Source organism: Pseudonocardia xishanensis, assembly GCF_039541715.1.
Classification (GTDB): Bacteria; Actinomycetota; Actinomycetes; order Mycobacteriales; family Pseudonocardiaceae; genus Pseudonocardia; species Pseudonocardia xishanensis.
On record NZ_BAABGT010000053.1, the window covers coordinates 33829 to 60029 of the forward strand.

Annotated in this window: 23 protein-coding genes and 1 pseudogene; 20 read left to right on the forward strand and 4 right to left on the reverse strand. The window is 74.7% G+C overall.

Annotated features, from left to right (window positions below; all coding sequences use genetic code 11):
* Positions 1-147: 147 nt before the first annotated feature.
* The 5 genes from ABD993_RS19335 (at position 148) to ABD993_RS19355 (ending at position 7250) form a co-directional block, all read left to right on the forward strand.
* Positions 148-780 (forward strand): histidine kinase, encoded by a 633-nt coding sequence (locus tag ABD993_RS19335; protein WP_345420139.1) that lies wholly within the window; start codon positions 148-150, stop codon positions 778-780.
* Positions 771-1436 carry a LuxR C-terminal-related transcriptional regulator gene (locus ABD993_RS19340; protein WP_345420141.1) on the forward strand — a complete coding sequence of 222 codons (666 nt, stop codon included), beginning with the start codon at positions 771-773 and terminating at the stop codon, positions 1434-1436. Before ABD993_RS19335 ends, ABD993_RS19340 begins: the two co-directional genes overlap by 10 nt.
* A 24-nt stretch (positions 1437-1460) precedes the next feature.
* Positions 1461-2789 (forward strand): hypothetical protein, encoded by a 1329-nt coding sequence (locus ABD993_RS19345; protein WP_345420143.1) that lies wholly within the window; start codon positions 1461-1463, stop codon positions 2787-2789.
* Positions 2786-6178 (forward strand): ATP-binding protein, encoded by a 3393-nt coding sequence (locus ABD993_RS19350; protein WP_345420146.1) that lies wholly within the window; start codon positions 2786-2788, stop codon positions 6176-6178. Before ABD993_RS19345 ends, ABD993_RS19350 begins: the two co-directional genes overlap by 4 nt.
* Before the next feature lie 181 nt (positions 6179-6359).
* Complete coding sequence (locus ABD993_RS19355) at positions 6360-7250, forward strand: MBL fold metallo-hydrolase (RefSeq protein ID WP_345420149.1); 891 nt, start codon at positions 6360-6362, stop codon at positions 7248-7250.
* 632 nt (positions 7251-7882) lie between these two features.
* Here ABD993_RS19355 and ABD993_RS19360 read toward each other — a convergent pair.
* Positions 7883-8179, reverse strand: coding sequence for a phosphorylase family protein (locus tag ABD993_RS19360; protein ID WP_345420479.1), 297 nt, complete (start codon positions 8177-8179; stop codon positions 7883-7885).
* On the opposite strand from ABD993_RS19360, the gene ABD993_RS19365 reads away from it, so the two are divergent.
* From ABD993_RS19365 to ABD993_RS19385, 5 genes are all read left to right on the forward strand, one after another.
* Positions 8130-9119 carry an ATP-binding protein gene (locus tag ABD993_RS19365; protein WP_345420152.1) on the forward strand — a complete coding sequence of 330 codons (990 nt, stop codon included), beginning with the start codon at positions 8130-8132 and terminating at the stop codon, positions 9117-9119. The two genes, ABD993_RS19360 and ABD993_RS19365, sit on opposite strands and share 50 nt — an antisense overlap.
* Positions 9119-10627, forward strand: coding sequence for a metallophosphoesterase family protein (locus tag ABD993_RS19370; protein WP_345420155.1), 1509 nt, complete (start codon positions 9119-9121; stop codon positions 10625-10627). Before ABD993_RS19365 ends, ABD993_RS19370 begins: the two co-directional genes overlap by 1 nt.
* A gap of 66 nt (positions 10628-10693) precedes the next feature.
* Positions 10694-11983 (forward strand): hypothetical protein, encoded by a 1290-nt coding sequence (locus ABD993_RS19375; protein ID WP_345420157.1) that lies wholly within the window; start codon positions 10694-10696, stop codon positions 11981-11983.
* Between the two features lie 124 nt (positions 11984-12107).
* Complete coding sequence (locus ABD993_RS19380; protein WP_345420160.1) at positions 12108-12611, forward strand: SbcC/MukB-like Walker B domain-containing protein; 504 nt, start codon at positions 12108-12110, stop codon at positions 12609-12611.
* Positions 12608-13591 carry a hypothetical protein gene (locus tag ABD993_RS19385; RefSeq protein WP_345420162.1) on the forward strand — a complete coding sequence of 328 codons (984 nt, stop codon included), beginning with the start codon at positions 12608-12610 and terminating at the stop codon, positions 13589-13591. Before ABD993_RS19380 ends, ABD993_RS19385 begins: the two co-directional genes overlap by 4 nt.
* On the opposite strand, the gene ABD993_RS19390 is transcribed toward ABD993_RS19385, so the two are convergent.
* Positions 13576-14082, reverse strand: a complete 507-nt coding sequence (locus tag ABD993_RS19390) for an Lrp/AsnC family transcriptional regulator (protein ID WP_345420165.1) — start codon at positions 14080-14082, stop codon at positions 13576-13578. The two genes, ABD993_RS19385 and ABD993_RS19390, sit on opposite strands and share 16 nt — an antisense overlap.
* 145 nt (positions 14083-14227) lie before the next feature.
* Between ABD993_RS19390 and hppD the strand changes: the two genes are divergently transcribed.
* From hppD to ABD993_RS19410, 4 genes and pseudogenes are all read left to right on the forward strand, one after another.
* Positions 14228-15433, forward strand: coding sequence for a 4-hydroxyphenylpyruvate dioxygenase (hppD, locus tag ABD993_RS19395; RefSeq protein WP_425569055.1), 1206 nt, complete (start codon positions 14228-14230; stop codon positions 15431-15433).
* A 192-nt stretch (positions 15434-15625) separates the two neighbouring features.
* Positions 15626-18253, forward strand: a pseudogene (locus tag ABD993_RS19400) (ATP-binding protein); the annotation flags it as partial.
* A gap of 76 nt (positions 18254-18329) precedes the next feature.
* Positions 18330-18806, forward strand: coding sequence for a carboxyl transferase domain-containing protein (locus ABD993_RS19405; RefSeq protein ID WP_345420485.1), 477 nt, complete (start codon positions 18330-18332; stop codon positions 18804-18806).
* 10 nt (positions 18807-18816) lie between these two features.
* Complete coding sequence (locus ABD993_RS19410; protein WP_345420168.1) at positions 18817-19053, forward strand: hypothetical protein; 237 nt, start codon at positions 18817-18819, stop codon at positions 19051-19053.
* Here ABD993_RS19410 and ABD993_RS19415 read toward each other — a convergent pair.
* Entirely contained in the window at positions 19037-19759 is a 723-nt protein-coding gene (locus ABD993_RS19415; RefSeq protein ID WP_345420171.1) for a response regulator transcription factor, read from the reverse strand. The two genes, ABD993_RS19410 and ABD993_RS19415, sit on opposite strands and share 17 nt — an antisense overlap.
* 30 nt (positions 19760-19789) lie before the next feature.
* Complete coding sequence (gene nicT / locus ABD993_RS19420) at positions 19790-20872, reverse strand: Nickel transporter NicT (RefSeq protein ID WP_486362897.1); 1083 nt, start codon at positions 20870-20872, stop codon at positions 19790-19792.
* A 138-nt stretch (positions 20873-21010) separates the two neighbouring features.
* On the opposite strand from nicT, the gene ABD993_RS19425 reads away from it, so the two are divergent.
* From ABD993_RS19425 to ABD993_RS19450, 6 genes are all read left to right on the forward strand, one after another.
* Positions 21011-21328, forward strand: a complete 318-nt coding sequence (locus ABD993_RS19425; RefSeq protein WP_345420174.1) for an ArsR/SmtB family transcription factor — start codon at positions 21011-21013, stop codon at positions 21326-21328.
* Between the two features lie 79 nt (positions 21329-21407).
* Entirely contained in the window at positions 21408-22835 is a 1428-nt protein-coding gene (locus ABD993_RS19430) for a substrate-binding protein (RefSeq protein WP_345420176.1), read from the forward strand.
* Between the two features lie 82 nt (positions 22836-22917).
* Positions 22918-24447, forward strand: a complete 1530-nt coding sequence (locus ABD993_RS19435; RefSeq protein ID WP_345420179.1) for an amidase — start codon at positions 22918-22920, stop codon at positions 24445-24447.
* Positions 24444-25139 carry a nitrile hydratase subunit beta gene (gene nthB / locus ABD993_RS19440; RefSeq protein ID WP_345420182.1) on the forward strand — a complete coding sequence of 232 codons (696 nt, stop codon included), beginning with the start codon at positions 24444-24446 and terminating at the stop codon, positions 25137-25139. The genes ABD993_RS19435 and nthB overlap by 4 nt, the downstream gene beginning before the upstream one ends.
* A 2-nt stretch (positions 25140-25141) precedes the next feature.
* Positions 25142-25762 carry a nitrile hydratase subunit alpha gene (gene nthA / locus ABD993_RS19445; RefSeq protein ID WP_345420185.1) on the forward strand — a complete coding sequence of 207 codons (621 nt, stop codon included), beginning with the start codon at positions 25142-25144 and terminating at the stop codon, positions 25760-25762.
* Positions 25759-26166, forward strand: coding sequence for a nitrile hydratase accessory protein (locus ABD993_RS19450; protein ID WP_345420188.1), 408 nt, complete (start codon positions 25759-25761; stop codon positions 26164-26166). Before nthA ends, ABD993_RS19450 begins: the two co-directional genes overlap by 4 nt.
* Positions 26167-26201 lie beyond the last annotated feature (35 nt).

The following is a 26201-nucleotide window of genomic DNA, read 5'->3' on the forward strand; positions in this document are numbered from 1 at the left end:
GAACGGTCCGTGCAGCTGATACTCGTCGACCCGGGCGGCATTCCCCGCGCACCGCCGGCCGCACCGGGCTGCACAAGGGTGCCAGCCCTACCTGCTCGTCGGGTGCACCCCCTTCCGGCACCCCGCCGAGGGGAGGACCCTTCGGCCATGAGGCTGGAGCCGGCTCCGTCGGACGACCCGACGCTCCCCGCCGCTCCGGAGGCCCGCCGCCGCCGTGAGCGCGAACAGTGGCAGGTCAGGCGCAGGCTCGAACGCCAGCTCCACGACGGGGCGGCGCTGCGCGCGTCGGCACTCGCCCTGCAGCTGGGCCTGTTCCGCCACCGGGTGCCGGAGGCCGACCAGGAGCTGCGGGACGCGATCGGCGCCCTGCAGGACGAGCTGCACGCCGTGCTGCAGGAGCTGCGGGAGGTCGCGGCCCAGATCTACCCCCCGGTGCTCGACGAGGCGGGCCTCGGTCCCGCGCTGCGCGACCTCGCGGAGCGACGGGACCTCCCCCTCCGGGTGCGGGACGACGGCGGGCGCTGCGGCGCGGCGGCGGAGGGCGCCGTCTACTTCGCCCTCGTCGACGCCCTGGCCGCGGGCGCCGGACCCCTCGAGGTGACGGTGCGGGGGGAGGCGGGTGAGCTGGTGGCCACGGTGAGCGGGGCGGTCCCCGAGGTGCGGGAGCTGCTGGCGGACCGGGCCCGGCCGCTCGGCGGCACCGTGCTCGGCGACGTCCCGGCCGCGGGGGACGAGACCGGCGTCGGCGGAACGATCGTTGCGAGGATCCCATGCGAGTAGCCCTGGCCGAGGACGGCGCGCTCTTCCGGGAGGGCCTGCAGCTGCTGCTGCAGGCGGCGGGTCACGAGGTGGTCGCCGTGGCGGCGGGCGGAGACGAGCTGCTCGCCCTGCTGGCGGCCACCCCCGCCGACGCCGCCGTGCTGGACATCCGGATGCCCCCGGAGCCCGACGGCGGCCTGGTGACCGCCGAGCGGATCCGTGGGAAGTGGCCCGAGATGGGCCTGCTCTTCCTCTCGCACTACGCCGAGTCGCACTACCTCATGCGGATCCTCGACATCGGGACGGACGCGATCGGTTACCGGCTCAAGGAGAAGGTCGGCAGCGTCGAGGTGCTCACCGACACGCTCGCCCGGATCGCGGAGGGCGAGATCGTGATCGAACCGGTGCTGGCGAAGCGGCTGGTCGAACGCCCGCGCGGGGCGCGGAGGGACGAGGTCGCGACCCTGTCGGAGCGTGAGATCGACGTGCTGCGGCTGATGGCCGAGGGCCGCTCCAACGGCGGCATCGCCGGGCAGCTGTTCGTCACGCCGAAGGCGGTGGAGAAGCACATCGCGTCGATCTTCACGAAACTCAACCTGCACACCGACGCGGCCGAGAGCCACCGGCGGGTGCTCGCGGTGCTGACCTACCTGCGGTCCCAGCGTGGGGACGACTGAGCGGCCGGCCCGCGGAGTCCCGCGATGCCCGGCGGGTGGGCCGTGAGCCGGTGGGCCGCACTGGGGCTGCGCGGCGTCGTGGCGGGCGCGGCCGCCCTGCTGGTCTTCGCGCTCCTCGTGACGGTGCCGTCGACGGTGCTGAGCATGGGCCTGGGACCGATCGGCGTGCTGCTGCCGTTCGTGGCGGCGGTGATGTGCGCGGTGGTCGCCGTGCCCGGGCTGCCCGCCGTGGACCGGTTCGTCGAGCGGCTGACCCACCACCGTGGCGGCACGCCCTACTCGACCCTCGCGGAGGCCACCGCGCGGCTGCGCAGCGGTACCCCCGAGTCGGCCCTGCCGGGGCTCGCCGAGGTGCTCGCCGAGGGCACCCGCGCCGAACGGGCCCGGATCTGGCTCGCCGTGCCCGACCGCCTGGTGCTCGCCGCGGAGCACCCCACCGGTCCCGCGGGCCCACCCGCGGACGTCCCGAACCTGGCGGTGCTCCTCGGCGACCCCGGCACCGCCCACGCCGTCCCGGTCGTGGAGGGCACCACGCTGCGCGCGCTACTGACGATCACCAAGCCCGGCCCGGTCACCCCCGGCGACCAGCAGCTCATGCGGGACGTCGCGGGCGGGGCGGGCCTGTTGCTGCGGGGCGTCGCGATGAACACCGAGCTGAGCGAGCGGGTGCGGCGCGCAGGCGAGCTCGCAGCGGAGCTCGAGCGGTCGCGGGAGCGCCTGGCGGGTGCCCGCGACGTCGAGCGGCGCAGGCTCGTCGGCGAGCTCTCGCACGCCACCACGGAGCGGCTCGCCGCGGTGCGGCTGGTGCTCGACGGCGCGCGGCACGACCTGTCCGGGCCGACCCCGGACCGCGTGCACGCAGCAGAGGCGCTGGAGGGGGCCCGCGCCCAGCTCGACGCGTTGCTGGACCGCTTCCGTGCGATCGCCCGCGGCGTCTACCCGGCGGTGCTGCGCGACCAGGGGCCCGCCGGGGCGCTGGAGGAGGTCGCGGCGGACCTGGACCGCGGGGTGCGGCTCGGCGGGTCGCCCGGCTCGCGGCTCCCGTGGGAGGTCGAGTCCGGCGTCTACTACGTGGCGGCGGCCGCGGTGACGCGGCTGGCCGCGGACCCGGGTCCGGACCTCCTCGTCGAGCTGAGCCGGGAGGACGGGCGGCTCGGTGTCCGGGTGGTCGACCCCGAACCCCGGATCACCGCGGCGGAGCTGCGCCGGGCGCTGGCGGGTGAGGTGGAGCGGCTGGCGGCACTCGGCGGCCTGCTGGAGCTGACCGACACCGACGGCGCGCTCGTGCTGGCCGCGAGCCTCCCCGAACGGCTGGAACCGGCAGTCGAGGTCGCGCGGGAGACGGGCCGGTGACCGCGGGAGCGGTGCGCCCCTCCGCGGACGGTGCTGTGGCCGCCCGCGGAGGGGCGCGCCTGCTCGGCGTCGCCTACCGGCTGGTCCTGGCGGGCTGCACGGTCGTCGCGCTCGCGTGGCTGGGGGTGGGTGCCTGGGTCGCGGTGGCCCGGTACGTGCCCGCGGCCGCCGGGGGCACCGGAGCGTGGGCACGGGCGGTCGCGGCGGCCGCGCCGGCGAGCGAGCCGCCCGACCAGCTCCTCGTCGACTACCTGCTGAGCCTCGTCGCGCTGGCGATCGCGGTCCTGCTGCTCGTGCGGGGCGGTCGCGGCTGGTCGATCCGGCTGATGGCGCTGGCCATGGTCGGCGCCTCGGGCGCCTTCAACCTCCAGGCGCACGCGGCGGCGACGGCGGTGGCGAGCGCCACGGGGATCTCCGCGGGCCCGATCCACCAGATCGTGCTGCACGGCCTCGCGTGCTCCGCCTACATCCTCGCGCTGCTGGTGTTCCCGACCGCCGACAGCCGATGGATCCGCGCGGGCGGAGCGGGCCGGGTGCTCCTCGCGGTGCTCGTCCTCGCCCTCGTCGGCGTCGTCGCCTTCGGCACGGCGCTGCTGCAGCACACCACCAGCTGCGTGCTGTTCTTCGGGCTGCTGGTGCCGCTCGTCGGGCTCGGAGTACTGCCCGCCCGGATCCGGACGGAGGCGACGGCGGCGGACCGCACTCGGGCGAGGATGGTGTTCAGCCTGCTCGTGGCCTCGTTCGCCGCGACCCTGGTCCTCGGCACGGTGACCGCCGTGCTGTGGTCGCTCGGCGTGCCGGGCCTGACCCTGGTGGACCCCACGGCGCACGGGGGGACGCAGTTGCCGGTCGCCCTGCTCTTCTGGGCGTCGCGGCTGGGCTCGGCGGCGATCGCGGTCGCGGTGCTGGTGGCCGCGGGAGCGCAGCGGCTGTGGGCGGCCGAGCGGGTGTTCAGCAGGCTGCTGGCCGCGGTCCTCACCGTCGCCGTGGTCGGCGGCGGGGCGGTGGTGCTGGAGGCGTTCGCGTGGTCGGCCGGGTTCTCCGCGGCGGCGGCCACGCTCGGCGCGGCGGTCCCCGCCGCCCTCGCCTTCCTGCCGGTGCACCGGGTGGTGGAGGGGCTCACCGACCGCCTGCTCTACGGGCGCAGGCCCACCCCGTACAGCGCGCTCGCCGAGGTCGCCGCCCTCGCCCGGGCCGCGGGGTCCGGCGCGCCCGACCTCGCGTCGGTCGCCGAGGCCGTCGGCCGGGCCCTGGGGGCCTCGCTGTGCAGGCTGACCGTCGTGCGGCCGGGGCTGCGGGACCGCGTGTACGCGTGGGGCAGCGGCCCGACCGGCCCGGGGGCGGGCGCGGACGGCGGGGAGCTGGTCGCGGTGCCGGTGCTCAGCGGCGGGCAGCGCTTCGGCACCCTCGAGGTGGACCGGGCCGCCGTCGCGGGCCTGCACGCCGACCGGGGCCACCTGCTGGAGGACATCGCCGACAGCCTCGGCGTCGTCGTCGCGGCGGCCAGGCTCGGGGTCGAGCTGGAGCGCCAGCTCCGGGCCGCGCTGGCGCACGCAGCGGAGATCGCGGTGTCGCGGCGCGAGGCGGTCTCGGAGATGGACCACGAACGCAGGCGCATCGAACGCGACCTGCACGACGGCGCGCAGCACCATCTCGTGGCGCTCCGGCTGGTCCTCGGGCTGGTGGAGCACGAGGTGGAGAACGGCCGGGTCGAGCAGGCCCGGGAGCGGCTCGGGGTGCTCGCCGGGCAGCTCGACGCGGCCGAGGCGGTGCTGGCCGAGACCGCAGGCGGGGTGCGCTCGATCGCCCTGGCCGAACGCGGGCTCGTGGCGGCACTGCAGGCCGAGCTGGAGGGTCCGCCCCGAGTGCCCGTGGAGTCGACGCTCGCGCCGGGCAGGCGGTTCCCGCTCGAGATCGAGGCGGCGGTCTACTTCTGCTGCCTGGAGTCGGTCAACAACGCGCACAAGCACGCCCCCGGCGCGGACGTCGTGGTGCGCTTCGGGGAGGCCGACGGGCGGCTCCACTTCGCGGTGCAGGACCACGGGCCGGGGTTCGTCATGCCCGAGCCCGCGGGTGTCGGGCCGACGGCGGCGACGGCGGGGCGCGGGCTGCGCAACCTGGCGGCCCGGATCGCGGCGGCGGGCGGACGCGTCGACCTGCGGTCCGCGCCGGGGGAGGGGACCACGGTCGAGGGCACGGTGCCGGTGCCCCCGGCGACCCCACCGATCGCCCCGGCGCCGGCGGCCGGGTCCGGGCCGGTCGTGGCCGCGGGGGCGGTTCCGCTGGTGCCCCCGGAGCAGCCCGGGAGCGCCGCGGCACCCGCCCCCGGACCCTCCCCGGCGGAGGTGCCTGCGCCGAGGCCGCCGACGGAGCGCGACGGGCCGCTGGTCGCCCGGGTGCGGGCGGTCGTGGAGGAGGTGGTCCGCGCGTCGCCGTCGGGGGCGGCGCTGCGGGAGGTCACGGCCCTGCTCGACCGGCCGCTGCGCGTCGCCGTCGACGGCCCTGCGGGGTCCGGGGTGTCCACCCTGGTCGCCGCGCTCGCCGCCGGCCTGCCCGACACCGTGGAGATCCTCGAGCGACCCGCGGCCGACCGGCCCGCCGACGCCCGCCTCCTGCTGCTGACCGACGGACCGCCCTCCGGCGAGGGCCCGGCGTGGCCACCTGCGCTCGGCGTGCTGGCCCGCGCGGACCTGCTGGACGCGGACCCGTGGCAGGAGGCCGCGCGACGCGCCGCCGATCCCGCGGTCCGCGGGCACTGTCACACGGTGGTCCCGGTGTCCGCGGTGATGGCGCGCGGCGCGCGGGGCGGTATCGGCCCGGACACCGAACGGATCGCGCAGGTCACGGCCGAGCTCGCGGCGGACGGTGCCGTCCCGGAGGAGATCGCCGCGGAGCTGGACCGGCGCAGCGGGGTGCCGCTGCTGCGGGAGACGCTGCGGAGGGAGCTGCTCGGCACGCTCGACGCGCGGCGGGCCCGTTCGGCCGTCGAGGCCCTGGAGGCGGTCGTCGCCGGGCTCCCCGCGGGCGGCGACGAGCGCCTGCGCTACCACGTCGAGCGCCTCCGGTCCGAGGCCCACGAGCTGGCCGAGCTGGACCTGCTCGACCGGATCCGCGCCGGATCGCCCGCCCTCACCGCCGACCACCGCGCCGACGCCGAGCAGCTGCTCGGCGCGGGCGGGGCCGGGCCCCGGGAGCGTCTCGGGCTGCCCCCCGACGCCGGTCCCGAGGAGATCCGCCTGGCGGCGGGCGCGCGGCTGGTGTGGTGGCAGCGTAGGGCGGCGCACCCGGTCGCGGGCCGGGACGAGCGAGCGGCGGCGGCGGTGCTCGTCTCCACCTGCGAGCGGCTGCTCACCGCTGTCCCGTCCGCTGTCCCGACCGCGCCCGGGTAGGCCGCGCGGGCCGTCGGGCTGCCTCGCCCGGGAGATGGCCGTGGTCACCGCGATCCGTCGAGCGAATGGAGCTGGGCCGGGGCGCAGGCGACCTTGCGGTGAGACCCAGCTCGGTGTGGCCTGACTCACTGAACGATCGTTCGTGATGCAGGAGACTGTCGTCGACCGACAGGAGGCGTCGATGACGACGACCGGATGGACGCCCGTGGAGTACGGGCGGATCACACTGCTGCGCGCGGCGAACGGCGGCGGCTACCCGTACGGCAACTCGCTGCTGCTGCGGGGGAGCGCGGGCACGCTGCTGGTCGATCCCTCGTTGGCGCTCGTCGAACAGGCGCCGAGTGCGGACGCCGTGTTCGTCAGCCACGCCCACGAGGACCATCTCGCCGGGGCGGGCGCCTTCGCAGGCCCGCTGCACGTGCACACGGCCGACCTTCCCGCGGTGCAGGACCTCGACGTGCTGGTCGCGGGGTACGGGCTGCCCGAAGCGGTCACGCAGACCACGGCCGCGTCGCTGACCGCGGAGTTCCGGCTCGCCGCCCGACCCGACGCCGTCGGAGTGCCGGACGGGCACCGCTTCGACCTCGGCGACTGCTCCGCCACGGTGGTACACCTGCCCGGACACACCGGGGGCCACAGTGGACTGCTGATCGAGCCGGACGGGTTCCTCTACATCGCCGACATCGACCTGACGGGTTTCGGGCCCTACTACGGCGACCGGGTCAGCAGCCTGGAGGGCTTCGAGCGGTCGATCGAGCTCTGCGGGACCGTCGACGCGCGCTGGTTCGGCACCTTCCATCAGAAGGGCGTGGTGGAGGGTGTGGGGGAGTTCCGCGAGCGGCTGGCCGCCTACCGCGAGGTGATCGGACGTCGCGACGAGGCGCTCACGTCGTTCCTGGCTCGGCCGCGCACCCTCGCCGACGTCGTCGCGCACCGGTTCGTCTACCGGCCGCACGTCGAGGCGCCGCACGTCGAGACCGTGGAGGCGCGGACCGCGGAGCAGCACCTGGAGCGGCTGGTCCGGCTCGGCGCCGTGACCGAGCGGGAACCGGGCCGCTTCCAAGCCGTGTGACGCGGGCGGGCCCGGGTCGGTCGCGGCGTCGGGGATGCCGACTCGGTGTCCGACGTGGTGCGGTGGCGGCTGCGAACCCACACCCTCGACACCCGCGTCGACGGACCCGCCGCGAGTACGCCACCAGCACCAAGACCGAACTCGCCGATCTCACCTCCGCCGACCGCGCCCTCGCCGGTCCGGTCCACGTGTTCAACCCGACCGGGCTCGGCGGGGTGGCCTCGACCCTGCGGTGGGATCCCGTCGCCGGCGACTCCGACCAGCGGCCCGTGCCGCTTCTGACCGCCTTCACCGAGGCCGTGTTCGCCACCGCCAAGCAGGTCGCCGCCGCCCGGCCGGCGGGGCACCTCGACCCGCCGCTCGGGCTGTTCGTCGACGAGATCGCCGACATCACTCCCGTGCCGCCGACAACTGGGCCGCGGACTCGCGCGGCTGGGGGATCGAGGTCTGGGCGGTGGTCCAGGACCTCGCACAGCTGGAGACCCGGTGGGGCGCCATCAGGCCGTCGTCGGTCAAGACCACGGGGCGTCCGGAGGTCCTGACGGATCGGGCCGCATCTCGCGGATCCGACGGCTGGAACTACGGCCTGGGCGCTGTCCGCTCGGGGGCGTGGATCCTGCCCGGGCGACGTCTCAGCAGCCGGCGAGGACGTCGAGGGCGACCTCGGCCATCCGCAGGAGCTCCTCCTCGCGCTGCCGGGAGTCGAGGTCAGTCTCGCCCGCGACTCCGTCGGTCACGGTGGTGAGGCACAGGGCCCTCGCACCGTGCTCGGCGGCGACCGCGTACAGCCCGGCGGCCTCCATCTCCACCCCGAGGGTGCCGTGTTCCACGAGCAGGTCCCAGGCCGGGTCCCGGCGCTTCCCGGAGTGGTGGCGATCGGTGGAGAAGACGGTGCCGACGTGGTGCGGGACGCCGCGATCCGCACACAGCCGGACGGCCTTGGCGGCGGGCTGCCCGCGGAGCCTGCCCTACGTCTTCGCGGACGCCGAGGACGAGCACAACCAGTACACGATGGTCATCCACCAGGTCGCCGCGCAGCTCAAGCGGCAGGCCGTCGAGGTCGGCGAGGGCGCGGTCTCGCTGGGCGGGCGGACCCTGCGCACCTACGAGCAGCTCGTCGAGTACGTGTCCGACCAGCTCACCGACGAGGATCTCCGCCGCGACTGGGCCGGGCCGGTCACCGGGACCGGCACGGTCAACGCCTTCCTCCGCAGGCTCCGGTCGAGCCTCAAGCCGATGCGCACCCTCGTCCGCGGTGACCTGGCGCTTCGGCCGGGTCGCGAGGTCACCACCGCGAACCACCAGGTCACGGTGGTCGACCTGCACAACCTGCCCGAGCGGGCGCAGCGGTTCGTCGTCGGTGTGGTGCTGGCGGCCGAGACCGCGCGCAAGGAGACGGCGGGCACCAGGGGCCTGCTGTTCACGATGCTCGACGAGCTGAACAAGTACGCCCCGCGCGAGGGCTCCAGCCCCATCAAGGAGGTCCTGCTGGACATCGCCGAGCGCGGGCGTTCGCTGGGGATCATCCTGATCGGCGCCCAGCAGACCGCGAGCGAGGTCGAGCGGCGGATCGTGTCGAACTCGTCGATCAAGGTCGTCGGGCGGCTGGACCCGGCCGAGGCCGGGCGGCCCGAGTACGGCTTCCTCCCGCCCTCGCAACGGGCGAGGGCGGTGCTGGCCAAGCCGGGCGCGATGTTCGTGTCGCAGCCCGAGATCCCGGCGCCGCTGGCCGTCGAGTTCCCCTTCCCGGCGTGGGCGACCCGGGAGTCGGAGTCGGCGGGCGACCCTCTGCTCTCGACGACCGGGCCCGCCACCAACGGCGACCCGTTCGCGCGCCTGCCCGCCGTCGACGACGAGGCCCCCTTCTGATGCGGTTCCTCCACACCGCGAACTGGCACGTCGGGAATACCCTCAAGGGGCACCACCGGATCGACGAGCAGGAGCAGGTGCTGCAGGAGATCGTCCGGATCGCGCGGGAGCAGGAGGTCGACGCGGTCCTCGTGGCGGGCGACCTCTACGACTCCGCCGCTCCCACGGCCGCCGCGCAGAAGCTCGTGGTGCGCACCCTGCTGGGGTTGGCGCAGAGCGGCATCCGGGTCGTCGCGATCGCGGGCAACCACGACCACGCCGCCACGCTGGACGCCTGCCGCCCCCTCGCCGACGCCTCCGGGATCACCCTGGTCGGCACCCACTCCGGCAAGTCCACGGTGATCGACGCCCTGACCTTCGCGCTCTACGGTTCGGTCCCGCGCTGGGACGACCAGCGTGCCGTGTCGCTGGCGTTGGCCCCCACGGCGAGCCGAGGCACCGTCAGCCTGGTGTTCGAGGTCGGGGGGCGCCGCTACGTCGCCGCGCGCGAGCTCCGGCGTGCGGCCTCGACCGGGAGGGTCACGGTCAAGGAGGCCCGGCTCGAGGAGATCGTCGGAGACGAGGAGACGACGCCACTGGCGTCGGGCCGGGAGGTCACCGCCGAGGTCGAGCGACTGCTGGGCCTTCCGTTCGCGGACTTCTGCACCTGTGTCGTGCTGCCGCAGGGGGACTTCGCGGACTTCCTGCACGCACCGACGAACGAGCGCCAGCAGAAGCTCGAGCGGATCCTCGGGATGGGGATCTACGAGCAGATCATGCGCAGGGCCAACGCCGAGGCGGCCACCCAGCGCAGCCGTGCCGAGCTCCTCACGGAGCAGCTGGGCCGCTACGCCGACGCCACCGAGGAGGCCGAAGGGCGGGCCACGGCCCGGGTCGAGGCGATCCAGGCACTCGGCTCCCGCATCGACGCGCTGCTGCCGGAGATCGCCGCCACCGCCGCGGACCGCGTCGCCGCGCAGGGTCTGGCCCACCAGCTGACCACCGAGTACGGGCTGCTGGCCGCGGTGTCCACACCGGACGGGACCGGGTCGCTCGAAAGCCGTCGCCTCCGAGCCGCGGCGGCGGTCGCCGAGGTGCGCGCCCGCGCCGACGAGGCCGAGCGACTGCGCATCCGCGCCGCGGAGCTGGTCGCGGCGGGCCCGGACGCCGCCCGCCTCCAGCAGGTCCGGCGCGACCACGCCGAGCATCGTGGACTCATCGCGGCCCGACCGGCGCTCATCGCGCGCAGGCAGGCGGCGGAGCGTGCTCATCGCGCCGCCGCGGCGGACACCCGCGCCGCCGAGGAGGCGGGGGAGCGGACCAGGCTGCGGGCGGACGCCGCCGCGGCCGCGCTCGCCGCGGCACGTGAGGCGGCCGATCGGCTGGCGGTCGAGCTCGCCGCCCTGCGCAGGCCCGTGGTGCCCGCGGGGCTGGACGACCTCGCTGGGGAGCTCGCGGAGGCGACCGCCGCATTCGGCGGGCTGCGGGCCACGACCGAGCGCGCGGAGGCGGAGGAGGCCGCGGCCTGAGCCCGCGTCGCGACCGCTGCGGAGCGCGCCGATCTGGAGGGACTCCGCCGCGACCACCGGGCGCTGGTGTCCGCCCGGGCCGAGGCCGACCGGGCCGCGGGGGAGTGGGAGGCGGCCCGCAAGGCCGCCGACGCCGCATCGGTCGGGGCCGAGGAGGCGGGGCACCGGCTCCACGAGCACCGGGCGCGGCTCGTGCGCGCCGAACGGATCGATCTCGCCGCGGTGCTCCGCCCGACGCTGCGGGCCGGCGACGAGTGCCCGGTCTGTGCACAGGCCGTCGCCACGCTGCCGCCGCCCCTCGACGGTGCGGATCTCGACGCCCTCCGGAAGGCGGTCGCCGAGGCCGAGGCGGCCTCCCGGGCCGCGGTCCAGAACAGCGGCGCGGCCGAGGCTGCCCAGGTCACGGCCCGACGGGCCGCCGACCGAGCCCGCGCGGCCGTCGTCGGGCTGGAGTCCGCGCTGGACGGGCGGCCCTCCGAGGCCGATGCCGCGCGGCTGCTCGCCGAGCTGGACGACCGGGCCCGGGCCGCCGAGACCGCAGCGGACGCGGCGCGGACCGCCCGGCGGAAGCGTGACGGGGCCGCTGCTCGGGTCGACGAGCTGCGCGCCGCGCTGTCCGGGGCCGAGACGGAGCTGCGCCGCAGCCGAGACCCGCTCGTCGGGCTGGGCGCGCCGGACCCGGGGGAGGACGTCGCAGCAGGCTGGCGCGCACTGGTCGGATGGGCCGCGGCGGAGATGGCGGCGCGCGAGGGGCGGGCCGCTACCGTACGCGAGAGCCTGGCACGGGCCGAGTCCGACGAGACCGCCGCGCGCGGGGAGCTCGAGACCGCGCGGGCCGGATGGGCGGCGGCGCGGGCGGCCGAGTCGGCCGCGCTCCGGGCCGAGCAGCAGGTCGTCGCCGAGATCGACGCGGCGGACCGGCGGCGGGCGGCCCTCGACGCTGCGCTGGCGGGCCTGCCGGACGACGCGGAGGCCGAAGCGGGGATCGCCCGCGCCGGCGAGCTGGCCGCCGCGGCCCATGCCGCCGACCTGGCGGCACGGCGCGCCCGCGACGCGCTGCGGGAGGAGGAGGCCGCGGCCGGAGGGATCGAGGCGGAGCTCGTCCGGGCGTGGGACGAGGTGCGCCGGGTCCGAGACCCGCTCGTCGGGCTCGGGGCTCCCCGCTCGTCGGCGACAACCTGGCCGCCGCCTGGGCGGCCCTCACCGGCTGGGCGGTCGAGGCCGCCGCGGACCGGGCCACGCGGGGTGCCGAGGCGACCGCCGCAATGGCGCGGGCCGCCGAGCGGGGGCCGCCCTGGACGCGCAGGTCGCCGCCGAGCTCGCGGCGGCGGGGCTCCCGGCCGCGGGATCCGGTGAGCCGACGACGCGCGTCGCCGCGGCGCTGCAGCAGGCCCGCGGAGCGCGGGAGCGCATCGTCGAGCGGCGGGCGGAGGCGAGCGGGCTGGCCGCGGAGCGGGGCGAGGCCGCGACCGCCCACCAGGTGGCCAAGCTCCTCGGGGACCGGTTGCGCTCCAACCACTTCCCGCGTTGGCTCGTCGCGTCCGCCCTGGACGTCCTGGTCGCCGACGCGTCCGAGAGCCTGCGGGAGCTCTCCGGCGGCCAGTTCGAGCTGACCCATGCCGACGGGGACTTCCTGGTGGTGGACCACGCCGACGCGGACGCGCGGCGTCCGGTCAAGACGTTGTCCGGCGGCGAGACCTTCCAGGCGAGCCTCGCCCTGGCACTCGCGCTGTCCTCGCAGCTCGCGGGGCTGGCCGCGGAGGGGGCGCCCCGGCTGGAGTCGATCCTCCTGGACGAGGGCTTCGGGACGTTGGACGAGTCGAGCCTCGAGACCGTCGCAGGCACCCTGGAGAACCTGGCCACGCGCGGGGACCGGATGGTCGGGGTGATCACCCACGTCCCGGCGCTCGCCGAGCGGATCCCCGTGCGGTTCTCGGTGGCCCGCGACCAGCGCACCTCGACGATCGTCCGGGAGGGCCCGTGAGGTTCAGCGTGGACCCGTGGGACCCGAGCTACGGCACGAGCGACGACGGCGAGCGGGGGGAGTCCAGCGCGGAGGTCGACGCGGGCGTCGAGCTCCCGGTCGGCGCGTGGCGTCCGATCCCGGCCGATCCCGCCGTCGTCGCGCCGGAGGCGGTGCTGTTCGTCGACGGCGTGCGGCGGGTGGACGCCCAGATCTGGGTGGACGACGGCGAGGGCGGTGCCGCGCCCGGCCTCTGCGCCTCCTACGCCGCCGGGGTCGTGTGCTGCTGCGAGCCGCATGGCGCCCACCTGGTCGAGGGGCTCGAACACGGTGTGCGGCACGGGGTCTTCACCACCGCCCCGGAGGCCGCGGACATCGCGACGTCCGCGGGCACCTACCGGGCCCACGTCGCCGCGGCCCGTCGGGACATCCCGCCGATGCAGGCCCTCTCCCTGGCCCTGCAGGTCGACCTCGCGGACGCCGAGCTCTGGGCGGCCGGGAGGTCCCGGCTGCTCGGCTGCGTGTCGGACGACCTGCTCGTCGTGGACGGACCGCTGCACGGGCGCGAGAACCTGCCCCGCGCGATCGGCTTCATCAAGAGCCACCGCACCGAGTACCTGGAGGACCCGCTCCGGAAGGTGGTCGGGAGGTTGTCGGCGGGGGAGCGCACCCCCGTCCTCCGCATCGACGGCTCCTGGAAGCGCTACAGCTGGTACCTGAGGCTGCCCTGTCCCCCGGGCACCCCGTGGGCGGGGATCGTGCGCATCGAGTGCAGCGCCGCCCTGCCCGCCGAGGGCGCGGTCCTGCTCGCGTCGCTCAGCCAGACCACCCTGCCGCGCTTCGCCTCCACGGCGTACAAGGACTCCCGCGCTCCCCAGAACCTCTATCCCATCGGCGGCCTCGAACGACAGCTCCGCCGCCGCCTCGGCGACCCCGGACTGCTGTACCGGGCGCTTCGGCGCGCTGCTGCGGGGGTGTCGCCGGGTCAGGACCGGCGGTAGGCGGGAGCGCGGTGCGGCGCCTCGCGCGGGGCGCTCTGCAGCAGCGGCAGCGTCCGCGGCGGCACGACGACCGAGAGCACCACGACGCTGGTCGTCCGCCCGACCGTGGGGAAGCGGTTGAGCCGCAGCAGGGTCTGTTGCAGTTCCTCGTGGGAGGACGCCGCCAACCGGCACAGCACGTCCGCCGAGCCGGTCGTCGCGTAGGCCTCCAGGACGGCGGGTTCGGCGGTGAGCTCGGCCGTCACGTCCTCCAGCGCGCCCTGGGCGATCTCCAGGGTGACGAAGGCCTGGACGTCGTGCCCGGCGGCCCGCAGGTCGACGTCCGGGCCGTACCCGGCGATCACGCCCGCCCGCTCCAGCCTGTCCAGCCGGGCCTGCACCGTGCCCCGCGCGACCTGCACGGTGCGGGACAGCTCCAACACCCCGACGCGGGTGTGTTCGGGCAGCGCGGCGAGCAGGTCGACGTCCAGCGCGTCCAGCTCCAGGCTCATGTGGGCAGAATGTACAGCAGAAGCGGGTCCGGACCGACGTAGCTGTACAGCAGCACCAGCAGAATCGACGTCCGTTGCCGACACCGGGCCGATGAGGTGCACTACTCGCGCAGTCCGGCGGACCGGAGTGCACGAGGAGGCCGCCGTGAGCATCGACCAGACCCTCACCAGCCAGGAGCGACTCGCCGATCTCGACCTCGACCAGCTGCGCCGGCTCGTCGGGCTCGTGGAGTACGACCCGGACGGTGACCCCTTCCCCGTGACCGGCTGGGACGCGGTGGTGTGGTCGGTCGGCAACGCGACCCAGACCGCGCTGTTCTTCCAGGCCGTGTTCGGCATGGAGCTGGTGGCCTACTCCGGCCCCGAGACCGGCAACCGCGACCACCAGGCGTACGTGCTGCGCTCCGGCGCGGTGCGGTTCGTGTTCCAGGGCGGCGTCGACCCGGCCAGCACGCTGCTGGACCACCACCGCCGCCACGGCGACGGCATCGTCGACATCGCTCTCGAGGTCCCGGACGTCGACCGCTGCATCGCCCACGCCCGCGCCCAGGGCGCGAAGGTCCTCGTCGAGCCGCAGGACCTCTCCGACGAGCACGGCACCGTGCGCACCGCCGCCATCGCCGTCTACGGCGACACCCGCCACACCCTCGTCGACCGCTCCCGCTACACCGGGCCGTACCTGCCCGGCTACGTCGCACGGTCGTCGAGCCGTGTGAAGCCGGAGGGGAAGCCGACGCGGCTCTTCCAGGCGCTGGACCACGTCGTCGGCAACGTCGAGCTCGGCCGCATGAACGAGTGGGTGGACTTCTACAACCGGATCATGGGCTTCACGAACATGGCCGAGTTCGTGGGCGAGGACATCGCGACGGAGTACTCCGCGTTGATGAGCAAGGTCGTCGCCTCCGGCAACCACCGGGTGAAGTTCCCGCTCAACGAGCCCGCGCCGGGTCGCAAGCGCAGCCAGATCGACGAGTACCTCGACTTCTACGGCGGCCCCGGCGCCCAGCACCTCGCACTGGCCACCGACGACATCCTCCGCACCGTGGACGTGCTGCGCGCCGAGGGGATCCAGTTCCTGGCCACCCCGGACTCGTACTACGAGGACCCGGCGCTGCGCGCCCGCATCGGCGAGGTGCGGGTGCCGATCGAGGAGCTGCAGTCCCGCGGCATCCTGGTCGACCGGGACTCCGACGGCTACCTGCTGCAGATCTTCACCAAGCCGCTCGGCGACCGTCCGACGGTGTTCTTCGAGCTCATCGAGCGGCACGGTTCGCTCGGGTTCGGCGTCGGCAACTTCAAGGCCCTGTTCGAGGCCATCGAGCGCGAGCAGGCTCAGCGCGGGAACTTCTGACGTCCGTGCCCACGGTCGCCTCGGGCGCGGTGTGCTCGTCCTCGGTTGCCCTTCGTCCTACGCATCGGTATGAACCGAGAGGTCGCAGACGACCGGGAGGGTGCGCTTCGGCCCGGCGGTCTGGTACCGCCCGGACGGCTCGCTGACCCCGGACCGGCTCGTCACCCAGCTGATGCGCTCCCTGGAGGTCTCGTGACCCTGCTCGTCGCCAACCGGGGCGAGATCGCCGTCCGGCTCGTCCGGGCCGCTCGCGAGCTCGGGCTGCGCACGGTCGCCGTGTTCGCCCTCGACGACGCCACCGCCCCGCACGTCACCCTCGCCGACGAGGCGCACGAGATCCCGGGCTACCTGGACCAGGAGGCGGTGGTCGCGGTCGCGACCGCGGCGGGGGCGCGGTTCGTGCATCCCGGCTACGGCTTCCTGAGCGAGAACGCCGACTTCGCCCGGCTGTGCGCCGACCGCGGCCTGACCTTCGTCGGACCCCGCCCGGAGCTGCTGGACCTGTTCGGGGACAAGGTGCGTGCCCGGGCCACGGCCCGCGCGGCCGCTGTGCCCGTGCTGCCCGGCACGGCGGGTCCGACCTCGCTCGGGGAGGCCGCGACCTTCCTCGCCGAGCACGGCGCGGTGATGCTCAAGGCGCTCGCAGGCGGGGGCGGCCGCGGGATGCGGGAGGTGACCGACCCCGCGGAGCTGCCGGAGGCCTACGCCCGGTGCCGGTCCGAGGCCGAGCACGCGTTCGGGTCCGGAGAGCTCTACGTCGAGAAGCTGGTCGGCGCGGCCCGGCACATCGAGGTGCAGATCGTCGGGGACGGCACGCGGGTCCGCCAGCTCGGCGAGCGCGACTGCTCCGTCCAGCGCCGACACCAGAAGCTGATCGAGATCGCCCCCGCCCCGTTCCTCGATCCCGCGGTCCGCGACCGGCTCCACGAGTCGGCGGTCCGGATCGGTGAGCACGTCGGCTACGAGAGCCTCGGCACCGTCGAGTTCCTGGTCGACGGCGCCGACGTGTGGTTCCTCGAGCTCAACCCCCGCCTGCAGGTCGAGCACACGGTGACCGAGGAGGTGACCGGCGTCGATCTCGTCGAGACCCAGATCCGGCTCGCGCAGGGCGCGGGCCTCGACGTCCGGCCCGAGCCTCGCGGGTTCGCGATCCAGGCCCGGGTCAACACCGAGGTGCCGGCGGCGGACGGGGCGCCGCGCCCGCGCGCGGGCCTGCTCACCGCGTTCGACCCGCCCGCGGGCCCCCACGTGCGGGTGGACACCTACGGTTACGCGGGTCTGCGGACGAGCCCGCGGTTCGACTCGCTGCTGGCCAAGGTCATCACCCGCGGCGCCACCTTCGCCGAGGCCGCCCGCCGCGCGGACGCCGCCCTGGCCGAGTTCCGGATCGAGGGCCTCGCGACCACGATCCCGTTCCTGCGCGCGGTGCTGACGCATCCGGACTTCACCGGCGGCCCGTCCGACACCGGGTTCGTGGCCGCCCACCTGGCCGAGCTGCGGGCGTCCGACCTGCCCGCCCGGGTGCCGACGACGAGTGCGGCCCCCCGGGCCGCGGCCGTGCCCGCCGACGGGGTCACCGCCCCGATGGACGGGGTGGTGGTGGAGTTCGCCGTCGGACCCGGCGACCGGGTCCGACGTGGCGCGACACTGCTGGTCATCGAGGCGATGAAGATGGAGTTCGCGGTCCGGGCCGAGACCGCGGGGACCGTGGGGGAGCTGCTGGCCGAGGTCGGAGGGATCGTCGAGGAGGGCACGCCGCTGCTCGTCCTGGAGCCCTCGGCCGTGGACGGCGAGGAGGCCGCCCCGGAGATCACCGTCGTCGAGGGCTGGGAGCGCGAGGCCGAGGAGGTCCACCGCCGCCGGGCCCTCGGCCGCGAGATGGGCGGGCCCGAGAAGGTCGCCCGCCAGCACGGGACCGGCAGGCTGACCGTCCGCGAGCGGATCGACGCGCTGGCGGACAAGGGCAGCTTCGCCGAGATCGCCCCGCTCACCGGCTTCGCCACCTACTCCGACGACCACGAGCTGACCACGATGCTCCCGGTCAACTTCGTGTCCGGGACGGCCCGGATCGACGGTCGCCGCGCCGTCGTCGGGGCGGACGACTTCACCATCCGCGGCAGCTCCGGGGACGCCGCGATCTGGCAGAAGCAGGTGTTCACCGAGGAGTACGCGGGCGCGATGCGGCTGCCGGTCGTCCGGCTGCTGGACGGCGCGAGCGGCGGCGGCAGCGTGGTCACCGCGCAGCGCAACGGTTATCACTATCTGCCGGTCAACCCGGGATGGGACGCCGTCGTCGAGAACCTGTCGCTGGTCCCCGTCGTGTCCGCCTGCCTCGGCCCGACGGTCGGGCTCGGCGCGGCGCGGCTCGCGATGTCCCACCTGGCCCTGATGGTCGAGGGCATCGGGCAGGTGTTCACGGCGGGGCCACCGGTCGTCAAGGGCAGCTCCGGCGAGGACCTCACGAAGGAGCAGCTCGGCGGGGCCGAGGTGCACCGCGGGAACGGGCTGGTCGAGCGGGTCGTGCGCAGCGAGGAGGAGGCCTTCGGGGTGATCCGCGCCTTCCTGTCGTACCTGCCGTCGAGCGTGTTCGAGCTCCCTCCGGTCGTGCCGACGGAGGACCCGGCGGACCGGGCGGACGAGGGGATGCTGCGGGTCGTGCCGCGCAACCCCCGCGAGCCCTACTCCACCGACGACCTGCTCGCCGGGGTCTTCGACCGGGGCTCGGTCCTCCGCTACGCCGAGTACGGCGGCGCGACGGTCACCGCGCTGGCCCGCCTGGACGGCCACCCCGTCGGCGTGGTCGCCACGGACCCGACCCGCGGCGTGACGATCTCGGCCGAGGGTGCGCAGGCGATCACCCGGCTCGTCGACCTCTGCGAGACCCTTCCACCTCCCGGTGGTCAGCCTCACCGACCAGGGTGGCGCCTCGATCGGCCTCGGGGCGGAGCGCCGGGCGACCATCCGCTTCGGCGTGCGGGCGATCGCGGCCGTCTACCAGGCCCGCGTGCCGCAGGCCGAGATCATCGTCCGCCGGGTGTTCGGGGTCGGCGGAGCCGGGATCGTCAACCGGCACCGGCCGAACCGGACCTGGGCCTGGCCGTCGGCCACCTGGGGCTCGCTACCCGCCAAGGGCGGGGTCGAGGCCGCCTTCCGGGCCCAGCTGGACACCGCCCCGGACCGGTCGGCGGAGATCGCCCGGATCGAAGCCCAGCTGGAGGCGCTGGCGTCCCCTTTCCGGACCGTCGAGCGGTTCGGCGTCCAGGACCTGATCGACCCCCGAGAGAGCCGGGCCGTGCTCTGCGAGTGGGTGCGCGACGCCTCCCGCGTCCTGCCCGAGCAGCTGGGCCGCCCCGCCTTCGGCACCCGTCCCTGAGGCGACCCCGATGTCCGAGCGCGAGCTCACCTCCCGGCTGCGGGCCGAGGACGAGCTGATCACCGACCGGCTCCGGCACTGGGCCCGGACCACCGGCGACCGCACCTTCCTGTACTACGGCGAGGCTCCCTGGCGGTTCGCCGGTCCGGCATCGTCGGGAGCAGGAGGGTTGTCGTCGGAGGGCCGCCCGCCGGGTGGGCGACTGTGGACACCCGCGCCGGGAGGGAGGGTCAGCGCTCGACCGTAGGACACACCTGGGAGGGCGGGTCCAGCCGGTAGCCGTGCCCGCGCAGGGTGACGATGACCGGCAGGCCCGCCGGGTCACCGGCCTCGGCGAGCCTGCGGCGCAGGGCGGCGATGTGGACGTCGAGGGTCTTGGTGGAACCGAACCAGTGCTCGTCCCACACCTCGGACATGAGGGTCTCCCGGCTGACGGCGACGCCGGGCTCGGCCGCGAGGCGGACGAGCAGCTCGTACTCCTTGGCCCGCAGGGCGACCTCGGCACCTGCGACGCTGACCCGGCGGCTGGCGGTGTCGAGGGTCAGCTCCCCGAGCGCGACCGGCCCGTCGCTGTCCGGGGACCCCGCGGTCGTGCCGCGCCGGAGGTGGGCCCGGATGCGGGCGTGCAGCTCGGCGAGGCGGACGGGCTTGGTGAGGTAGTCGTCCGCCCCCGCCTCGAGCCCGATGATCACGTCCATCTCCTCGTCGCGGGCGGTGAGCATGACCACCACGGCGTCCGGCTGGGTGGTGCGCAGCTCGCGGCAGACGGCGACCCCGTCGAGGTCGGGGAGTCCGAGGTCGAGCAGGACCAGGTCGAGCGGGCCGCGGGCGGCCTCGGCGAGGGCACCGCGGCCGGTGGGCTGCCAGCTGATCTCGTGGCCGTGGGCCGCCAGGCTGGTCGAGAGCGCGTGGCCGATCGTGTCGTCGTCCTCCACCAGGAGAAGCCGTGCCATGACCGGGAGCGTACGGGCCGGCGCGGCCCGCTACGGCGTCGCGCGGTCCACGGGCGCCCACCGCTCCTCGATCCGGCCGAAGCGCCACACGGCGAGGGCCCCGAGCCACGTCACCACGAACAGCCCGACGATCACGTACCCCACCGTCTCCAGGTCCACGGAGGTGATCTCGGCGAGCGGGCCGGTGGTGACGTCGAGCTCGTCGGCGAGGAGCTGGAGCAGCTCGATCAGCCCGATGACCAGCGCGACGACGACGCTCAGGGCCGTCACGGTGAGGTTGTAGAAGACCTTCCGCACGGGCGAGATGAACGCCCACTGGTACGCGGCGGACATGAACACGCCGTCGGCGGTGTCGAACAGGCTCATGCCCGCGGCGAACAGGACCGGGATGACCAGGATCGCGTACCAGGGCAGCTGGGCCGCGGCGGCGCCGCCTGCGAGGACGAGCAGGGTGACCTCGGTGGCCGTGTCGAACCCGATGCCGAACACGAAGCCCACGATGTACAGGTGCCACGGCTTGCTCACCGCGCGCATCGCGCGGTTCAGCAGCCGGGCCAGGAGCCCGCGGGAGCTGAGGTGTCTCTCCAGGGTCTCCTCGTCGAGCTCCTCGGTGCGCATCCGAGAGAACACGCGCCCGATGCCGACCATGGCCTGCAGGTTCAACAGGCCGATCAGGACGAGGAAGCCACCGCCGACCAGCGTCCCGACGACGCCGAGGGTCTCCTTGACCGAGGACGAGTCGTCCCCCAGATCCCCGGCCAGCGACCGGACACCGAACGCGAGCAGCAGGGACAGGACGAACACCACCGACGAGTGGCCCAGGGAGAACCAGAACCCGGTGCCGCGGGCGCGCCTGCCCTCGCTGACCAGCTTGCGCGTGGTGTTGTCGATCGCGGCGATGTGGTCGGCGTCGAAGGCGTGCCGGACCCCGAGCAGGTAGGCCGTGACGCCGAGCCCGATCCCGAACGTCGCGCCGCCGCCGAGGGTGAGCTGCGCCGGGGCCACGACCGTGACGAGGACGAGGAAGCCACCCGCGGTCAGCAGCGCGACGAACCCGGACATGGCCAGGATGTGCAGGCGGTCGGTGCGATCGAAGCGGCGGGTCCGAGTCACGCAGGGGACAGTGCGGCATCGGCGAAACCCCGTCAAGAGCGGCTGACATGTTCAGGTACAAACGGCGGGTACGTCCGCTATCGTTGTCCCATGTCAACGGTGGATGACAGATCTGGGAGGTGGGTCGTGGACTCGAACATGGCGTTCGATGCCCTGGCCGACCCCGTCCGCCGCGAGATCCTGGGCGTCCTCGCGGCCGAGGACGAGTGCAGCGCGGGGGCGATCGCGGAGCGCATCACCAGCGTCGGCCGCACCGCGGTCTCGACGCACCTCAAGGTGCTGCGGGTCGCGGGCCTGGTCAGCGAGCGCCGCGACGGGCGCTTCCGCTACTACTCGATCGACTCCTCCGGCCCGGCGCGAGACGTGCTGACCCTGCTCCACCAGGTCTTCCGCGCCGGCCTGCAGTCCGTCGACGGGGCGGTCCCCTACGAGCAGGCGCAGGAGCGCCCGGCCTGAGACCCGGCTTCCCCCGACCCGCGACCCTTGGCAGACTCCCTCTCTTCTCGCCCGGCACGACCGGACCCACGGGGGCTCGATGTCCGTCGTCACGTTGACCGCACAGGAGGAGGTGTCCGCGCCGCCGCACGTGGTCTTCGGGCTGTTCGGTGCCGGTGCCGGTGCCGGCTGGGTGTTCGACGCACTGTGTGACCGGGTGGCGCCGGGTGCCGCGGTGGCGCTGCGGGCCCCGCTCGACGCGGGTGGTGTCCCCGTCGAGATCCTCGGCCGGATCGGCGCGGTGCGGCCCGGGCGGCTGATCGAGATCGTGCACGACCAGCCGTGGCGCGGCCGGACGGTGCTGCGCTTCGCCGCGCACGGCACGGGCACCCGGGTGCGCCTGCAGGCCGAGCTGGACCAGCAGGGCTTCGAGTGGCTGCTGCGCCGCCGCGGACACGTCCTGCGCCGCGCCCGGGGCGAGAACACCGCCCTCGGGCTGCTGACCTCCAAGTCCGGGCCGGGCAACCTGTTCGCCGCGGCCTCGGACAACATGGCCACGCTGGCGCTGGAGGAGATCAACGCCGACGGCGGGCTGCTCGGCCGCCCGGTCGAGCTCCTGGTCGGGGACGACGCGACCGATCCGGCGACCGGCGCCCGGGAGGCGCGCAGGCTGGCCGCCGCGGGCTGTCGCACGATCCTCGTGGCGACCACGTCGGCCACCTTCGTCGCCGTGTCCGAGGCGATGGCGGACTCGGACGTCCTGCTCGTCCAGACCCTGATGAACGAGGGCGGGATCGAGAGCGGACTGCGCGTCCAGCTCGGCGAGCGCCCGGAGGACCAGCTCACCGCGGCCGTCGGGCCGATGATGCGCGCCGCCGGGGGGCGCCGGTGGTTCCTGGCGGGCAACGACTACTGCTGGCCCCGCGCCACCCACTCCGTGGCCCGCGAGATCGTGCCGCGGCTGGGCGGCAGGCTCGTGGGGGAGCGGCTCGCGCCGTTGGGGACGACGGACTTCGCCGCCGTCGTCGAGGCCGTCGAGCGGTCCGGGGCGGACGTCGTGCTCTCGACCTTCGTCGGCGCGGACGCCGCGGGCTTCCAGCGGCACTGTCACGAGCAGGGCCTGCACCACCGTTGCCTCACCCTCGCGCCCGCGATGGACGAGTCCACGCTGGCCCGGATCGGCCCCGAGGCCACCGCGGGCCTGCACTCCGTGTCCGGCTACGTCGAGTCCCTGGAGACCGAGGGCAACGCCGCCCTGCTCGGTCGCTATCGGGAGCGCTTCGGGAGGTGGGCCCCGCCGCTGTCCACACTGAGCGAGTCGGTGTTCGAGAGCGTCCGGATGTGGTTCGCCGCCGCGGTCCGGGCAGGCGGCGACGAGCCGCGCGCCGTGGCCCGCGCCATGCACGACGCCCGCTTCGAGCTGCCCCGCGGAACTGTCACGCTCGACGGCGACGGGGTCGTCGGCCAGCGGATCCACGTGGCGGAGGCGGTCGGGACCGAGCTCCGCGTGGTCACCTCGTCGTCATGAATGTCGATGTGTCGCGACCCATTGACATATCGAAGGGGTGCCCGTAGGTTCGCCGACACCTTCGGAGTACAGGAGGCCATCAGTGGCTGTCCCCCCACCCGATCCCGCGCGGCTCGCCGAACTCGGCGCCGACCTGGGTCTCACGAGTGTCGAGCTCGAGGAGTTCGCCCCCGCCGTCACGGCCACCTTCGCGTCCTCCGACGCCGTGGAGGAGCTCTACCGCCGCACCGCCCCGACCGCCCCGGTCCGGGACTGGCAGGTGGGTGAGCACCCGCTGAACGCCTGGTACGTGACCACCGACATCCGCGAGACCGCCGACGGTCCGCTGGCCGGGCGCACGGTCGCGATCAAGGACAACGTCTCGGTCGCGGGCGTCCCGATGACCAACGGCTCCGCCACGGTCGAGGGCTTCGTCCCGACCCGGGACGCGACCGTGGTGCAGCGCCTCCTGGGCGCGGGCGCGGTGGTCGCGGGCAAGGCGGTCTGCGAGGACCTCTGCTTCTCCGGCGCCAGCTTCACCTCCAAGCCCGCCCCGGTCCGCAACCCCTGGGACCCGGCGCGCAACGCGGGCGGCTCGTCGTCCGGCAGTGCGGTCCTGGTCGCGACCGGGGAGGTCGACCTGGCCCTCGGCGGTGACCAGGGCGGGTCCGTGCGCATCCCGAGCTCGTTCTGCGGGACCGTCGGGCACAAGCCGACCTTCGGCCTGGTGCCCTACACCGGCGCCTTTCCGATCGAGACCACGATCGACCACCTCGGGCCGATCACCCGCACGGTCGCCGACGCCGCGCTGATGCTCGACATCCTCGCCGGTCCGGACGGGCACGACCCGCGCCAGCCCACCGCGATCGACCCGGTCGACCACCTGGGGGCCCTCGCGGAGTCGGCGGCGGGCCTGCGCGTCGGCGTCGTCGCCGAAGGGTTCGGCCATCCGAACTCCGACCCGGCCGTGGACGCCGCCGTGCGGGCCGCGGTCGAGGTCCTGCGCGAGGCGGGGCTCACCGTCGGCGAGGTGTCGATCCCGTGGCATCTGGACGCGATGCACGTCTGGAACGTGATCGCGACCGAGGGCGCGGCCTACCAGATGGTGGACGGCAACGCCTACGGGATGAACTGGCACGGGCTCTACGACCCCGAGCTCATCACCCACTACCGGCGCGGGCGCGCCGAGCGCGGCGCCGAGCTGTCCAAGACCGTGAAGCTCGTCGCGATGTCCGGCCGCCACACCTTCGCCGTGGGCGGCGGCGCGTACTACGCGATGGCGCAGAACCTGGTGCCCGAGGTGCGCGCGGCCTTCGACGCCGCACTCACCGACTACGACGTGCTCGTGATGCCGACCCTGCCCTACACCGCGCGGGAGATCCCGCCCGCCGACGCCGATCTGGGCACCTACCTGGACACGGCCCTGTCGATGATCGCCAACACCGCCCCGTTCGACATCTCGGGCCACCCGGCGTGCAGCGTGCCCACCGAGCTGGTGGACGGGCTGCCCGCGGGGCTGATGATCATCGGACGGCACTTCGCCGACGCGACCGTGCTGCGTGTCGCGCACACCTACGAACAGGCAAGGGGCGGTTTCCCCGCCCCGCGACGGACGACGGGAGTCTCCGCATGAACGGTGTCTTCGACCTCGGCGGCACGGACGGCATGGGCAGGGTCGAGACCGTCGAGAACGAGCCGGTCTTCCGCGCGGAGTGGGAGAAGGCCGCGTTCGCCATGTTCTCCAACTGCTTCCGCGCCGGGTTCTTCGGCGTTGACGCCTTCCGGCACAGCATCGAGAAGATGGACGCGGCGGAGTACCTGCTGTCGAACTACTACGAGCACTGGGTGCACGTCGTCGAGGACCGCGGCGCGCAGAAGGGCGTCATCGACCTCGAGGAGCTGGAGGAGCGCACCCGGTACTACCTCGAGAACCCCGACGCGCCGATGCCCCAGCGCGAGGATCCCGAGCTGCTCGCCTTCGTCGACGCGGTCGTCAAGAGCGGCGCACCCGCGCACCGCCCGACGGACAAGGTCGCGCGGTTCGCAGTCGGCGACCGGGTGACCGTCATCGCCGACAGCCCGTACGGGCACACCCGACGGGCCCGCTACGTGCGAGGCCGCACCGGTGAGATCACCGGCGCCCACGGCGGGGCGATCTACCCCGACAGCGCGGGCAACGACGGACCCGAGGCACCGGAGCACCTCTACACCGTCCGTTTCACGGCCCGGGAGCTGTGGGGACCGGAGACCGCCGAGCCCAACAACACCGTCTACTTCGACGTGTGGGAGCCCTACCTCACCCCCGCGTCCGGCGACAGGAGCTGACCATGACCTCCCCGACGAACTCACCCACCGACACCCGCCTCCGCACCCAGGAGGAGATCACCGCGCGCGTCAAGGCCCTCGAGTCGATGCTGATCGAGAAGGGGATCATGACGACCGAGGCCGTCGACCGCCTCGCCGAGATCTACGAGAACGAGGTCGGCCCCCAGCTCGGCGCGCAGGTCGTCGCGCGTGCGTGGACCGATCCCGAGTTCAAGGAGCGGCTCCTCGCCGACGCCTCCGCCGCCTGCGCCGAGCTGGGGATCGGGGGCCTGCAGGGCGAGGAGATGGTGGTCGTGGAGAACACCGACACGGTGCACAACGCCATCGTCTGCACGCTGTGCTCGTGCTATCCCTGGCCGGTGCTCGGCCTACCGCCGAACTGGTACAAGGCTCCCGCCTACCGGGCGCGGATCGTGCGCGAGCCGCGGAAGGTGCTCGCCGAGGACTTCGGCTTCCCCATCCCCGACGACGTCGAGGTCCGGGTCTGGGACTCCAGCTCCGAGCTGCGCTACTGGGTGCTCCCGCAGCGCCCCGCCGGCACCGAGGACCTCGGCGCGTTCGAGCTCGCCGCGCTGGTCACCCGGGACTCGATGATCGGCGTCGGGCCGGTGGGGACGCCGTGATCCGCACCGACGCAACCGAGCTGGGGGACGCGCGCAGGCGGGTGGAGGCCCTGGTCTGCGACCTGCCCGGGGGCGGGGTGGACGAGCGGATGTTCGCCGAGCCGTGGGAGCTGCGCGCCTTCGCGATGGCCGTCGCGGCCTACCACAACGGCAAGTACGAGTGGAGCGAGTTCCAGCTCTCGCTGATCCAGGCGATCCGGCAGTGGGAGGCGGGCGGCGCGGGTGAGCCGTGGAGCTACTACGAGCACTGGCTGACCGCCCTGGAGTCGGTGCTGGCGGAGAACGGGGTGCTGTCCGACGCCGACGTGGACGCCCGCACCCGGGAGGTCCTCGCCGTCCCCAGGAACGCGAACCACCACGAGGCGCACCGCGAGCCGGTGGCCGTCTCGCCCGCTCGCGCCTGACCGACCGGCCGCGCGGCACCCACCCCTGCGGGTGC